Annotated in this window: 11 protein-coding genes and 1 tRNA gene; 7 read left to right on the forward strand and 5 right to left on the reverse strand. The window is 36.3% G+C overall.

All coding sequences use genetic code 11. The features are described from left to right. Position 1: 1 nt before the first annotated feature. Together H344_RS0102005 and rbfA are read right to left on the reverse strand one after the other, a co-directional pair. Positions 2–1,210 (reverse strand): ABC transporter permease, encoded by a 1,209-nt coding sequence (locus tag H344_RS0102005; protein ID WP_026808755.1) that lies wholly within the window; start codon positions 1,208–1,210, stop codon positions 2–4. Positions 1,211–1,212: 2 nt separating this feature from the next. Next, entirely contained in the window at positions 1,213–1,605 is a 393-nt protein-coding gene (rbfA, locus tag H344_RS0102010) for a 30S ribosome-binding factor RbfA (protein ID WP_026808756.1), read from the reverse strand. Positions 1,606–1,894: 289 nt separating this feature from the next. Here rbfA and mce point away from each other — a divergent pair, with 289 nt between their 5' ends. Then, positions 1,895–2,323 (forward strand): methylmalonyl-CoA epimerase, encoded by a 429-nt coding sequence (mce, locus tag H344_RS0102015; protein ID WP_026808757.1) that lies wholly within the window; start codon positions 1,895–1,897, stop codon positions 2,321–2,323. A gap of 152 nt (positions 2,324–2,475) precedes the next feature. After that, positions 2,476–2,549: transfer RNA gene (locus H344_RS0102020), tRNA-Ile, on the forward strand. Positions 2,550–2,633: 84 nt separating this feature from the next. On the opposite strand, the gene H344_RS0102025 is transcribed toward H344_RS0102020, so the two are convergent. Continuing rightward, positions 2,634–3,416, reverse strand: coding sequence for a glycoside hydrolase family 16 protein (locus tag H344_RS0102025; protein WP_084148718.1), 783 nt, complete (start codon positions 3,414–3,416; stop codon positions 2,634–2,636). A 359-nt stretch (positions 3,417–3,775) separates the two neighbouring features. On the opposite strand from H344_RS0102025, the gene H344_RS20950 reads away from it, so the two are divergent. Then, positions 3,776–5,845, forward strand: coding sequence for an alpha/beta hydrolase family protein (locus H344_RS20950; RefSeq protein ID WP_051254026.1), 2,070 nt, complete (start codon positions 3,776–3,778; stop codon positions 5,843–5,845). Between the two features lie 240 nt (positions 5,846–6,085). On the opposite strand, the gene H344_RS0102035 is transcribed toward H344_RS20950, so the two are convergent. Beyond that, the gene (locus H344_RS0102035; RefSeq protein WP_026808759.1) at positions 6,086–7,315 is read right to left on the reverse strand and encodes a mechanosensitive ion channel; all 1,230 of its coding nucleotides are present in this window, start codon (positions 7,313–7,315) and stop codon (positions 6,086–6,088) included. Positions 7,316–7,681: 366 nt separating this feature from the next. Next, the gene (locus H344_RS0102040) at positions 7,682–8,506 is read right to left on the reverse strand and encodes an FRG domain-containing protein (protein WP_026808760.1); all 825 of its coding nucleotides are present in this window, start codon (positions 8,504–8,506) and stop codon (positions 7,682–7,684) included. 315 nt (positions 8,507–8,821) lie between these two features. On the opposite strand from H344_RS0102040, the gene H344_RS0102045 reads away from it, so the two are divergent. From H344_RS0102045 to H344_RS19580, 4 genes are all read left to right on the forward strand, one after another. Further along, positions 8,822–9,586, forward strand: a complete 765-nt coding sequence (locus H344_RS0102045; RefSeq protein ID WP_026808761.1) for an MlaE family ABC transporter permease — start codon at positions 8,822–8,824, stop codon at positions 9,584–9,586. A gap of 27 nt (positions 9,587–9,613) precedes the next feature. Further along, a complete protein-coding gene (locus H344_RS0102050) occupies positions 9,614–10,378 on the forward strand; it encodes an ABC transporter ATP-binding protein (RefSeq protein WP_034256045.1) in 765 nt (254 codons plus the stop codon). A gap of 4 nt (positions 10,379–10,382) precedes the next feature. Then, entirely contained in the window at positions 10,383–11,372 is a 990-nt protein-coding gene (locus H344_RS0102055; RefSeq protein WP_026808763.1) for an MlaD family protein, read from the forward strand. A gap of 488 nt (positions 11,373–11,860) precedes the next feature. Beyond that, complete coding sequence (locus tag H344_RS19580; protein WP_084148720.1) at positions 11,861–15,127, forward strand: SusC/RagA family TonB-linked outer membrane protein; 3,267 nt, start codon at positions 11,861–11,863, stop codon at positions 15,125–15,127. The last annotated feature ends 5 nt before the right edge of the window (positions 15,128–15,132 follow it).

Genomic DNA, 15,132 nt, shown 5'->3' on the forward strand with positions numbered 1-15,132 from the left:
ATTATTGTGCTATTAGTTTCTTATTGATTCTGCTACTGGCGATCAATGAGGCAATGATTCCCAATACAAAGATAGTTCCAAGCACTACCAGTACATTCATAAAGTCGTACTCAACAGGATAGGCAAGGGTTGGTGTAATTTTTAACCATCCCCACAGCAATTGAGAGGCAATTAATAAAGAACCTAGGAATACTCCAATTAGTCCGCCCATACCCGTTACCAATAAGCCCTGAAAGAAGTATACTTGCCTTAATGATTTTATGGTAGCCCCCAAATTATATAGGGTTCTAGAGTTTTGTTGCTTGTCTAAAATCATCATAATAATTGCTCCTACTACATTAAAAAGGGCAATTATAAGTACTAAAGTAAATATGAGATAGGTAGCCAAATTCTCCGTATTCAGCATTCGGTGCAAGGTACTATTAAGTTCTATTCGGTCTTTTACAACTACTTTATTAGAGAATATAGCAGTGATTTTATTACGCAGCGCGGAAATATTGGCACTTTCTTGTAGCTTAAAATTGATGCCTGATAGTTGAGTACTATCTTTCTCTAGTAATGCTTGCACCATGGGAAGTTCGGCAAAAATATATTTCCTATCTAGTTCCTCTTCTATTTGATAGATCCCACTAATCACCAAAGAGGCTTCGTTATAGGAATCCCTTAGCTGACGTTGACCTAATAATCCAGCGCCAGGTTTTGGTACACGAATTAGTAAAGGGTTTCTAAAATTGTTAATACTTAGCCCTAGAAGATTTGCAATCCCCTGTCCGGCAACGCCCTGGAGCGAATTAACTTCCCAATCTCCATAAAAGTAGGCACTACTGTCTATAGGAGTGGTTTTTAGGTAGGTAGCGTCTATTCCTTTAATATAGGCAATATGCGATTTATGATCATGGGTAAGATATACTTTCTCCTCTAATTCTTTGGAATAGGCAATTACTCCAGGAAGATCTTGTAAGGCCTTATTCTGTTCTTCTGAGATGTTGAAAAACTTTCCGGTTGCTGGTAAGGCTTTTAAGTCCGGATCTACCATATTGGTATAGGAAAGACTAAAAGTTTTTAGTCCAGCAAATCCCGATAAAACAATGAATAGGGCTGCCGAACCAATAACGATAACCAAAAAGGTTATAAAATTGATAATATTCACCGCATTTTGGCTACTCTTAGAACGCAGATACCGCTTTGCGATGTATAAAGGGAAATTCAATCTTAAGACTTTTTCCTTTTCTCCAATAAATCGGGATTCTTAACCGGATTTTCTTCTCCTTTTAAGGACTTTTCAATACCATCTATATATTCTAGCGAATCGTCCAAAAAGAACAATAATTCTGGTACCCGTCTCAATTGATGTTTGGTACGCTGTGCTAGTTCATGCTTTATTATTGGTTGATTGGATTTCATTCCTTCCAACAATTCCTTGCCTTTATCGGCAGGAAAAATACTGACATATACTTTGGCAATAGAAAGGTCTGTGGTAACCGATACTTTGGATACTGAAATAAGGATGCCCTTTAAACCTCCATCGGTAGCGGCACGCTGTAGAATATCAGCAATGTCCTTTTGAATAACGCCGGCTATTTTCTTTTGTCGTTGTGTTTCCATACTGCAAAAATACGATATAAATAAATAGATTGGAATACTATATTTAGAATAGCTAGTGTTGTGGGGCTATGTTTTTATAATGCCAGATAGGTATGTTAAATAGTCTACAAAGCGTGGGACTGTATTATCTATTTAGATGCAGTTGTTTTAATAATACACGCGCTAAGGTAAGATCAGGATGTTAGAATGGAATATTGTATTTTTGTTAGAGGGAGAAAGAAACAACAGCTAAGTGCGATAAAGTACTTAGAGAGAGTGAACGGTATTAGTTAGCTAAATATAAAGAAAGATGAAGAAAATTGAACATTTGGGAATAGCTGTCCATAACTTGGAGGCTTCTAATATATTGTTCAAAAAGCTGTTGGGTGTTTCTCATTATAAGATAGAAGAAGTGGAATCTGAAGGGGTAAGAACATCATTCTTTAAATCGGGTCCCAATAAGATAGAATTACTTGAAGCGACGAATTCCGAGAGTCCCATTGCTAAGTTTTTGGAGAAAAAGGGGGAAGGAATCCACCATATAGCTTTTGCAGTAGATGATATAGAAGCAGAAATAACTCGATTAACAGAAGAGGGATTTACTGTGCTTAATAAAACGCCAAAAAAGGGAGCCGATAACAAATTAGTAGCTTTTTTACATCCAAAAAGCACAAATGGAGTACTTATTGAGCTTTGTCAAGAAGCTCCCTCATCTCCCGAAGGGTGGGGGATGGAATGATTTTAAGGATACTTTAATAAAAAAAAGTATTTAGTCTTTAAAGATTTTGTTGCAGTCTAGAAAAATAAATAGTAATATTGCATCCGCAAATTGCGGTTCCTTATCGGGCCATTAGGAGATCAGCATCCTAGTGGAGAAACAAGAAAGGAAATGGTCCTATAACTCAGCTGGTTAGAGTATCTGACTCATAATCAGAAAGTCCCTGGTTCGAGCCCAGGTGGGACCACAGAAAACCCCCTAAATAAGGGGGTTTTTTTGTTTATAGGAGTTACGTTTGGTTTGTAGTCTATTACCAACCTTCAGATGAACATTACTCAAAAGGAATAATTTTTACCCAATCGATATACATATAATCAATATCGAAATTACTCTTGCCTATCCACCACGGAAACCAGATGCCTATAGAAAATTCGGCGGCATGTTCTGGGATATGTTCAAAGGATTGATGGATCAGCTTGTCGTCATAATACCATTCAATTCTAGGTTGTTCGGTTTCTGATTCGGCATACCAGTCAAATCGATAAAGGTGAAATTCACCATCAGTTTGGTCGCCTATATAAATGTCTTCAGTGTTTTGGTGTTCATCGGAAACTCCACGCCAATTAGACAATAAGCCCCAATCTAAATTGGAATCCTCAGGTTTATAAGGATGTTGGTTACGACCAGGGAATTCAAAATCTATCTCGTGATTGTACTCCTCATTTTCATAATAATAGGTCCAGAAAGCAGATAAAGCTCCTGGTTGGGGACAGATCTTAGCCCTGACCTCATAGCTTCCGGAAGTAAATTTTTTCTTAGTACTAATGGCACCTCCTACTTTAGTATTTTGTCCATGGCCTTTAATATCCCCTTCGTAATAGTCTCCCAAAGCCCTAATTACAAGATTCCCATCCTGGATAAACACATTTTCTGGTACAACCCCACCATGGGATCCTTTAGAGATATTTTCGCCCCATTTAAGATTAAGAATATTCCATTTGTCAGTATCTATTTCCGAGTCCTTAAAATCCTCAAAAAAAACTTGGGCACCTAAAGGCGAAGAAAGCTGACTTTGTAAAATGATCATACAAATGATGAAAAATGGTTTGGACATTTATTTAATTAATTGACTGTAAATATACCAAGTACTAAACGCTTTGGTGTTTCTTTTTTACCCCTTAAAAGTACATGCTTTTGTTGGAATGATAGTACAAAGCAGTATTTCCTCTCCGTTTATTTTATTAGAAGCGTTGTTTTAAAGTATCTGCAACCTACTTATAGCTAGTTATACGCTTTCCTTCCCTAAATTTTTACTTATATTTATTGGTAATGAGATGGTTAGTAATTGTAATCTCGCTTCATAGGGATGCTTATGAGCAGTTTTGCATTATACCTATTTTTAAAGATTTCCCTTTACAGTGAACTAGGAGGAGGTGATAAACAGATATCCAATTAACCAAAAACCACATTAATATGGCGACTCTATCAATAAGGAATTTAAGGTTTAGCCTATTTTTTCTATACCTTTTATTTGTTGATGGTGTGTTAAACGCTCAAACTCCAGTAGAGTCGGTTTTTCATATAAATAGAGGGAAAACTGCAGATTGGATTTCATATAAACCTAATGACGATGCCTTACAACGGATAATCAATAATGAGGCATTTCTACATTTAGAAAGGAGGCAAGAAAGAATTGACGGGTTAAAGTCAAAATCGGATTGGATATCTTATCGGGATAGCATAAAAGAGATATTAATTGCACCTCTTTCCAAATTCGAAAAAACACCGCTTAATCCTCAAGTTACGGGAACTATAGAACGTGACGATTTTAGGGTTGAGAACATTATCTTTGAGTCCCATCCAGGGTTTTTTGTAACAGCCTCCCTGTTTCTTCCTAACCATAGACAGGACCCTGCACCTGCTATTATTTATACTTCCGGACATACTAGCCTTGGCTATAGAAGTGAAGGCTACCAACATGTTATTCTAAACTTGGTTTCTAAAGGTTTTATTGTTCTGGCCTATGATCCTATTGGGCAAGGGGAAAGGTTACAATACCTAGATGTAAAAACAGGTAAATCTAAGATAGGAGGCCCTACACAGGAGCATTCCTATGCGGGTGCACAAACGCTGTTATGGGGAGCCTCACTATCCGATTATTTTATATGGGATGGGATAAGAGTAGTGGATTACCTTTATACTAGACCTGAGGTTGATATTTCCCGGATCGGAATTACAGGAAGGTCCGGTGGAGGTACGCAAACAGCTATGATCGCCGCCTGTGACGAACGCATTTATGCAGCAGCACCCGAAGCTTTTATTACCAACTATAAGCGGCTGTTGCAGTCTATTGGAGTTCAAGATGCCGAGCAGAATTTGTATAATGGAATTTCTAAAGGAATTGACCACCCAGATTTCTTGCATGCTAGAATGCCTAAACCAAGCCTGATTATCACTACTATTAATGACTTTTTTAGTATTCACGGTGCACGTGAAACCTTTGCTGAAGTAAAAAATTCATATTCAGCACTAGGAAAAGGAGATAATATTGAAATGGTGGAGGATATGGTGAGGCATGAATCTACCAAATTAAACAGGATGGCCATGTACAGTTTTTTTCAGAAGCACTTATCCCTGCCAGGAGATAATAGTGATATTGAAATAGAACCCTTCCTAGCTGAAGAGCTATGGTCAACAACAACTGGTCAAATTTCCTCATCATTAAAGGGCAAAACAGTGTACACTCTAAACCAAGAGTATGTTAGCAGGAAAAGCATTTCAGAATCTTCAGAATCTGAGCATCTTTTAAAATTATCGGGAATTAACTTGGATCGCAATGTAACATCGGCAGTATTTACAGGGAAAATGGTTAAAGATGGGATAGAAGTAGAGAAGTATTTTTTGGAGAATTCAAAGGGGGATTATGTCTTGCCGGTGTATGTTGCTACAAAAGGTGATTCCGATGCTGATAAAGTGCTTTTGTGGCTGCATCCAAAAGGAAAGGAAGTAATATTTGAGAGTATAATTATAAAAGAATTTATGAGTCAGGGGTATAGGGTAGTTTCTGCAGATCTTCCGGGTATAGGAGAACTTAATAATCCCGACTTTGCAGGAGATGGTATTATCCAAGAAGTTCCATTAAATTACCTTTTTGGTGCTAATTTAGTAGGTAAAAGCATAGCTGGAATTCAGGCAGAAGCTATAGATTTACTTGTGCAGTTTATCCATAGTGACCCCCGTATTAAAAACAGGAAATTACATGCTTTAATAGAAAATTCAACCAGTTCTAGCTTTCTTCATTATATAGCAATTAAGAATCCTTTTAACAAGGCAGTAGTAGTAAATAAATACGTATCTGGTTCTAACAATGTAACGCAGGAATATTACAATCCTGAGGAAACTTTCTATAGTGTTCCTGGAAGCTTGCCCTATTACAACTTACACAGCCTTGTAGCACTACATCCTAAACGGGTATTGAAAGTGATTAATCACCCTTTAACTGAATCCAAAGTAAAAGAACTATTAGATTTTCTAACTTATTAAGAGCGATTTTAATGTTCTGCCCTTGAAGTGGAATTACAATCGGGTATATCCGTCCACTATCTCAAAGGCTTTTATTTTGATAAATAAGGTTTTAAATATGTGGGATAATAAAAAGCCGCCTCAGACTGTGAGACGGCTTATTTGTGAGAACTAATTTTTTGGAGGTTTAAATAGTACGCTTAGGCACTTTGTTAGACGATGAAATTATTATATGTTTTTCTATTTTTAAGTATAAGCTTACTACACTGGGCGATCCCCCTCTTTATTATCTTTAGACTTATTTGCAGGTAATTGTGAGCTGGTTTTATCGCGCATTTTATCAATAATTTCCTTAAAATGTTCTCCAGCAGCAGCTCTTCCTCCAAGTCCATAACTTAAGGCAACTGCCACCGCAATAGCTCCCAAAATAAGACCAAATGCCAACTCAACAATCTCATTGGCAATTCCCATTGTACGTAATGCAATGGCAATGAATAAGGCCAATGATGCCGCACGTACAACACCGGCAATAAAATTATTGTTATTGGACTCCTTCATAGTGTTGTAAATGATCATCGAAATGTAATTACCGATGGCTATTATGACTAATCCAAATAGAATTTGTCCTGTAACTGCAAGAATTTCATTTAAAATGTAAGTTAATTGATCCAGGCCTAAAATGGCAACGGCAGTAATTACACCGAAAAATACTATAAAGAAATAAATAAGATTTGCTAAAAGAGTAGATAAGGACTGATTTGCCCCTATCATATTCTGAATTTTAATTTTTTCAGCCGCTTTATCAAGTCCTAGGCTTTTGAAAAGATCGCTTAAAAAGGACGCTAAGTATTTTCCACCCCAAATAAAGATGATAAGGATAAGGGCTGCAATAATTATTTCTCCAATTAAGTCAGTAAATTTATAGAGTATTTCATTTGCTGGTTCAGATATTGCATTCATTTGCAAAGCATTAAATGCTTGTATCAGAAATGGAATAAATATAATTATGAAGACTACTTTTTGAAGGATGTTCACGAGCATGTCTGTATCCTTAAACCCCGTTTTATCTATCAATTTGTCAATAAAATTGCCACCCATAGAGATAAGGCTAGAAACAAATTTCGCCAATAAATACCCAATAAATCCTATTAATACGGCGCCAATTAAATTTGGAATGAAAGCCAAAAATTTATTCAACATATTTTTTAGGGGATCCAAAACGGCACTTACTTCCAATATTTCTAGCGTCATTAGTAGTACAATTACCATAATAAGGTAATACACTATTTTTCCAAAAAAATGGCTGGTGCTTTTGGAATGTTCTTCATCCATAACCTTATTACCTAATTTGGTACGGTCTAGTAATTTTGTAATTAGTTTCTGAAAAAATTTAGCAATTATCCAACCTATTAGTAAAACTAAAATAGCACCCAAAAGGTTTGGTAGATAGTCTGTAACAGTATCTGCAAATCGTTGTAGTTGTGTTTCCATAAAAAGATATTATGAGTTAAAAATGTATATCCTTTAAGATACAAATAAAATGTTAAATATCTAGTTATGAGGGTTCTATTACTTCAGGAACCATAGGTGTAGTAAGGGTTGGGCCGAACCGTATTATAAAAGATAAACCTAAAAATAAGGTCATCATTTAGTATCGTCTATTGTATAAATTTTTAAAGGTTTTATAGTAAAAAAGTGAATTGTTAAACATAAAACAGCATGCGGTCGTTAACCAGTTTTACATTTTATGTCGCTGACGTATAGTATGTTAATATGCTTTTATAATTGCTTTAGAAACGGAAAAGGTGAATCTAAGACATTATAGCAAAAGGAAATTCAAGAAATAGAACCCTACAATTATCCTAAGGGATTTACATTATTCTTATCGCTATACCATCTTTTCAGCCATCTTGAAATCCCTTCTAAACCAGGGTAAATAATTCGCTCAGTTATATTGGCTTGATCTAGTTTATCTCGTATTTCCCACTTCAATTCTGCAGGGATAATTACCTTTTTCAAATATTGGGGATGATTTTTAAGCCATTCTAGTGGACTGGAATCCGGATCTAACATAAACGAAAAAAGGGCAAATTGGTTAATGATGCGATCATCAAGGGAGGGCGGCTCAAAGAATATCATGGTATTCGTATTCCTACTAGAAAAATCATATAGTTCTTCTAGGGAATTGCCAATGTTTTGTTTCAATTCCATCGAGCTAAAATAAAACATATCCTTACTCAGAATAGGCGTTTTAAGCTCTTCTGGAAGATACTCTCTAAGAGCTACATAGTTTACCATCCAGATGGCACCGTCCATATGATAGGTGCTCATATCCTCCGTTAAAAAATGAAGTGCAACGTTTGGGGAATGTGTCCAGTCTATAAGTCTTGTAGGAAGTCCGTGGTGTTGCCCTAAGGAGATCCAATTCCAGAGGTTGTTGTAGTCATCGATAAGGGTGTTTATTGGCGAGTACTTTTTGAAGTTTCTAATCATTGTACCTTCTACCTTAGAGGGTATTCTTCCCAATCTTTGCAGACTTGTCTCTAATCCAAAATGGGCATTATAGACGCCTCTGTAGGCATACGGAGATCGAAACCTATCTATTTTTTCGTCTTTTTCTTTGAATAAATATGCTTGTAGTTCTAACCAGTTTTTAGGTTCAAATAACTCAAAATCTGCCATTTATATGAATAATTTTTATGTGGACTAATGCTCTGTCCTATTTAAGTCAACAATTCTGAAAACCATTTAATTTGTACGGGGTTATTAATAGAGCTAGTGCATATTAGGTCTTCCGATGAATCCCGTATGTCTTCTGTTGTTGATTCCCGTTACTAAGATACAACGGAAATAAGAAAGTTTATTAGACCCTATTAGAATTAAGTCCATATTCTAGCTGCAAACCCTTATGATTTTGGTCATTATAAGCCCATTTACTTTCCTGTATCTTTGAGAGAACAGCTAAGAACAGATCTAGAAATGAATACCATGTAATGCATGATTAACCGCATAAAACAATTCTTCATAGAGACTGGCGATCTCTCCTATTTTGCAGCTCGATTTTTAAGGGAGGCCTTAAAACCCCCTTTTGAATTTAAAGAGCTGTTACGACAATGTTATCAGATGGGGAACCGATCCTTGTTCTTGGTAGGCATAACTGGATTTATAATTGGCTTGGTTCTCACCTTGCAGTCTAGGCCTACTTTAATTCAATTTGGTGCTGTGTCATGGATGCCCAATATGGTAGGAATCTCTATAGTAAGGGAAGTAGGACCTGTGATTACGGCTTTGATCTGTGCAGGGAGAATTTCATCGGGGATAGGGGCAGAGTTGGGATCTATGCGGGTAACAGAACAGATAGATGCTATGGAAGTCTCTGGCACCAATCCCTTTAAATATTTGGTAGTGACACGGATATTAGCCACTACCCTAATGTTACCCCTCTTAGTTGTTTTTGGAGATTTGTTGGCATTATTCGGTTCTGCCCTGTTAGAAAATTTAAAAGGAGGAGTTTCTTTTCAGCTCTATTTTAATACTGTCTTTAATGCATTAAGCTTTTCAGACTTAGTACCCGCAACCATTAAATCCTTCTTTTTTGGCTTTATAATCGGATTGGTAGGCTGTTATAAGGGATATTATTGTAAAAAGGGAACTGCAGGTGTTGGAGTAGCGGCCAATACAGCTGTGGTTATGGCATCCTTGCTGTTGTTTCTGGTCGATTTTATCGCGGTGATTATTGCCGATATTTTTTATGAATTATAACATATATATATGGAAAATCAGGATCAGATGAGACCCTTAATAGAGGAATTGGATGCTAGAAAATTGGTTATAGAAATTAGAGACTTACGGAAAAGTTTTGGAGATAACCATGTGTTAAATGGATTTAACCTGACTTTAGAAGAAGGTGGTAATTTGGTGATCATGGGGAAATCTGGTTCCGGTAAATCCGTAATGATTAAATGTATTGTTGGCTTGATAGCACCCGATAGCGGCTCGGTAAAAATATTAGGGCAGGAAATAAATAATTTGGACCGTAAGGCAATGGATGAATTACGGTTAGATATCGGATTTCTTTTTCAAGGCAGTGCACTATACGATTCTATGACGGTACGGGAAAATCTAGAATTTCCTATGCGTAGGCATAAAAAGAAGTTAGGCGTAAACAAGGATACAGACCCCTTAGTATTAGAAGCCTTAGAAAATGTTGGGTTGGCCCATACTATTGATTTAATGCCGTCTGAACTGTCTGGAGGTATGAAAAGAAGGGTGGCCTTGGCACGTACCCTAATCTTAAAACCTAAGGTAATCCTCTATGATGAGCCTACTAGTGGTTTAGATCCTATAACATCTAAAGAGATTATAGAATTAATGCATAGCATACAGCAAAAATATGGTACTTCTTCCCTAATTATTACTCATGATGTGGATTGTGCAAGGGTTATTTCGGATAGAATGATTCTACTTGTCGATGGCATTAATTATGCTGAGGGGACCTATTCCGAATTATCTAAATCCACTGATCCTAAAGTGGAAGCATTTTTTAAAAAATAAGATTATGGCAAAAACAAAATTGGAGAATTTAAAACTTGGAATATTTGTGGTCTTTGGGACCGTATTGTTGGTTGTTGCCGCTTACTTAATTGGGAATAAGCAGAATATGTTTGGAAAAACTATTCCTATTAGCGCCATTTTTAAAAATGCTAATGGAGTTCAAACTGGTAACAATGTCCGTTTTTCGGGTATTAACGTGGGTACCGTTAAAAGAATAGAAATGATAAATGATACGGTCATTAGAATCCACATGATTATAGAGGAAAAAATGCAGAATCATATTAAGAAAGATGCGGTTGCAACCATTGGTTCTGATGGATTGGTGGGGAGTATGCTTATTAACATTGTGCCTGGGGAAGGAACGGCGACGCATATTGGTCCTGGTGATGAGTTACAGTCCTTGAGTAAAGTGGCTACCCAGGATATGCTTAATACGCTAAGCCTCACCAACGAAAATGCCGCTTTGTTAACGGAAGACCTGCTAAAAGTATCCCGATCCTTAACCCAAGGAAAAGGTACGTTTGGGAGGTTGCTTAATGACACCCTAATGGCCGAGGACCTACATCAAACTATTAGTAATCTAAAAAATACCAGTAGGCAGGCTAATATTATGATAATGGAAATGAACCAGCTTATAAAACAAGTGGACCTGGAGAAAAGTACTGCTGGGGTACTCTTAAAAGATTCTATTTCTGGCGAAAAGATGCGAAATATAATAGTCCACCTAGAAAATTCGAGCCATGAGATTCAAAAAATGTCCGAAAACCTTAATTCAGTAATAGGGGAGTTGAAAGAGGGGAAGGGCGCAATTAATTATTTGGCTTCAGATACAACTTTGGTTGATCAATTAGAAAACACCATGGAGAATGTTACTAAAGGAGTTCAAAATTTTAATGAGGTAACCGAGGCGCTAAAACACAATTTCCTAACCAGAAGGTATTTTAGAAAATTAGAAAGAGAACAGCGAAAAGAGGCTAAGAAAGCGGAGAACTAAAAAGGGATTTACATTATTGGTGGTCTACTCCAACAAAATGAATAAATGGTCAATCCTAGTCGTTAGCCCAATGATAATAACTATAATAAATGGAATATTGCGATAATTGTATGCCATTTTATTCCAGCATCCTCTTTAAGTAGAACAGTCCAATTAATCATCTTAAACATATAAATAAGGGAGAATTTAAATTCTCCTTCAAACCTAGGTTGAATAAGAATTAATTATCGAATTTAGTAACATCCTAATTAAAAAGAGAAGCCTTCATTATTTCAAGAAAGATATTTTTTACTGATTTAAATATTCAAAATTATATGGGAATCAAAGAGGAATTCTTAACTTTTAAACGTCATAGTCGATTCTATAAAAATTCGCACTATGTTTTTTTTTAATAAGGAAGGATAATTTTAGTCTATAAAAAAACATAATAACGTGTATGAATGAAAAACTATTGAATAAGTAAAAACTAATAACTAAACCTTGAATTTATGAAAATACCATCCTTTAAAAGGCCTAGAGTCAGTTACCTGACTATAGCGTCTATTATCTTTTTCTTGCTTTTTTTTACAAATGTTAATGCCTTTAATACACATGATGAAAATGAACCTCTAAATAAGGTTTTAATAAAAGAACAGAACACACTTAGTGGAACTGTTTTGGACGAATCCGGAATGCCTTTACCTGGTGCCAGTGTACAAGCCAAAGGGACTACGGTAGGTGTTGTCTCTGATTTTGATGGTAATTTCGAAATTGAACTTCCTTCTGCTGTTAATGAGGTAGTTGTTTCTTATATAGGGTATAAAACGCAACAAATTAATATTGAAGGTAAGACAACCATAACTGTTAACATGGTGCCAGATGCCGCAGCGTTAGACGAGATTATTGTTGTTGGTTATGGTACACTATCTAAGAAAAGAGTTACAGGTGCTGTTGCATCCATCTCTCCAGAAACAATCGCAGATATACCTGTAATAAGTGCAGAAAATGCAATAGTAGGTCAGGTTGCAGGGGTACAGGTTCAAGAAACTTCTGGGGAGCCAGGGTCTAGTCCAAACATAAGAGTACGTGGTTCTGGTTCCATATCTGCAGGTAATGACCCCTTGTTTGTTGTAGACGGTATTCCTATCTCAAAAAACCTAACTACTTTGGGGATACAAGGCGACTTAGAAAGAAGAGGTGGATCCTTTCAAGCTCCTCCAGTAAACCCATTAGCAACTATAAATCCAAATGATATAGCTTCTATTGAAATTTTAAAAGACGCTTCTGCAGCTGCAATTTATGGCTCTAGAGGAGGTAATGGTGTTGTTTTAATTACTACCAAAAGAGGGGTGACTTCCGATGAAGGTGTTTTCTCATTTGATTCTTTTTACAGTCTGCAAGATGTTGCTAATAGAGTGGACTTAATGAATGCTAGTGAATTAATAGATTATACTAGAGATGCTAGGAATAATGCTTATTTGCAGGATGTTCCAGGAGCTTCAATAAATGATCCTATTGGATTGGGCGACAGGGGAAATACGAGTTATGAAATGCCTAATTCTTTTATTAATTGGGACGGAACTGACACAGATTGGCAAGATTTAATTTTTAAAACAGGATATACACAGAGCTATAATCTTTCCTACAGCTCTCCTTTAAAGAATAAGACTAGTTACCATGCATCTGGAGGGTATTTTAAGCAAGAAGGAGTAATCCCTCAATCAAGTTTTGAAAGGTATAATTTAATGTTGAATTTAAATTCTCAAGTAAGCGAAAAGCTTAATTTGGATTTAAAGATTGCTCCAACTATAACAGAAAATCAAAGGCAGCCAGCTTCTGCCCCCTATTTTGCAAGACCCCCAGGGATAGTTTATTCTGCCTTGGTTCATTCACCAACCGTAAAACCATATAATGTGGATGGTACCTATAACCAAACAGATAATCAATCTCATTTAGGAGGAAATACTACTTCTGCAAGTAACCCATTAGCAATAATAGATGCTGTAGATGACAAATTATTTCAGTTTCAGACAAGAGCATCTTTAGGATTATCTTACGAAATACATCCGGATTTTACTTTTAAAACTTTTGGAGGCACCTATATAAACCTCTACAATAGAGATTTTTATAGAGCCAATACGCTTCTTTTTAGAGAAGCTACAGAAGGGGAGTCTTACGCACAGGCCTCTTCATCTACAGAAATAAATTGGCTTTGGGAAAACACGCTAAATTGGGAAAAAGAGCTTGGAGTACATTATTTTAATGCTATTGCAGGTTATACCGCTCAAAAAGATAATATCAGTATTAAGCAGGTACAAGCAGATAATTTTCCAGACGATTTGGTAACGACTATTAGTGGAGGACAAGTATTTGCTGGAAATTCGGTGAGAGAGCAATGGTCCTTGGTTTCTGCCTTGTTTAGGTTGAATTATAGTTATGATGATAAGTATTTGTTTACAGGAACCTTACGTTCAGATAAGTCGTCCCGTTTTGGGAAGAATAATCAAACGGGGTATTTTCCATCATTCTCTTTAGGATGGAGAGTAAACGAGGAAGAGTTTTTAAAATCTGTTGATGCTATTTCAGAATTGAAATTGAGGTTTAGTTGGGGAGAAACAGGGAATTTCGAAATCCCTAATTATGGTGCAATTGGTCTGCTTTCACCAAATAACTACAACTATAGTGGAAATGAAGCAAATGGGTTAATACAATCAACTATTCCAAACCCAGAATTAACTTGGGAGAAATCTGTACAAACAAACGTAGGGTTAGAACTTGGTTTTATTGATAATAGAATATTCCTTTTGGCTGATTATTATAGAACAATTACTTCAGATTTACTTTTAAATGTAGGAATTTCTTCAGTTTCTGGTTTCGAAACTACGCTACAGAATATTGGGGAAGTGAAAAACGAAGGATTTGAATTAGCGCTGAAAAGTAGAAATCTTGTAGGTGATTTTACCTGGGAAACTGATGTTAATTTCTCTACTAATAAAAACGAGGTGCTATCTCTAAACCAAAAAGGGGAGCCTATATTCTCCTCGGGTAGTGCAGGAATTAGACATATCACTAGGATAGGTGACCCAATTGGAAGTTATTACGGGTATGTTGTTGATGGAATTTATCAAAACGAACAAGATATTGCTAGTGCTCCAGAGGATACACAGGCACCTAATCCTGCGCCAGGAGATTTTAAGTTTAAAGACATAGATGGTGATGGAAAAATTACCCCTAATGATAGAACGGTAACGGGAAGTTACTTCCCTGATTTCACTTGGGGTATCACCAATAGGTTTGGATATAAAGGATTCGATTTTAGTTTTTTAATACAAGGAGTAGAAGGTAACGAAATCTTAAACCTTACCTCAAGACACTTAAAAAACGGAGAAGCGAATTTTAATTCGTATGCTGTTTTTAATAACAGATGGAGATCGGAGGCCGAACCTGGTAATGGAAGTGTTCCACGGGCAGATAGACTTTCTGGAAACCATGGTAACAATAATAGGCCCTCATCTTTTCAGGTAGAAGATGGTTCGTTTATTAGGTTGCGAAACATGACCCTTGGTTACACCTTCCCAGCTAAAGAGGCTTTTGGCTCTTCTATTAAAAAATTAAGATTTTATATTACGGGAACTAATCTATTTACTAATACGGATTATCTAGGGTTTAACCCCGAGGTAAGTAATAGGCCAAATAGTAGTTTAACTCCTGGCGAAGATTATGGAGCTTATCCTTTGACAACGTCATATACATTAGGTGTAAATCTTTCTTTCTAATTTAA

This window comes from Arenibacter latericius DSM 15913 (assembly GCF_000424985.1).
Taxonomy (GTDB): Bacteria; Bacteroidota; Bacteroidia; order Flavobacteriales; family Flavobacteriaceae; genus Arenibacter; species Arenibacter latericius.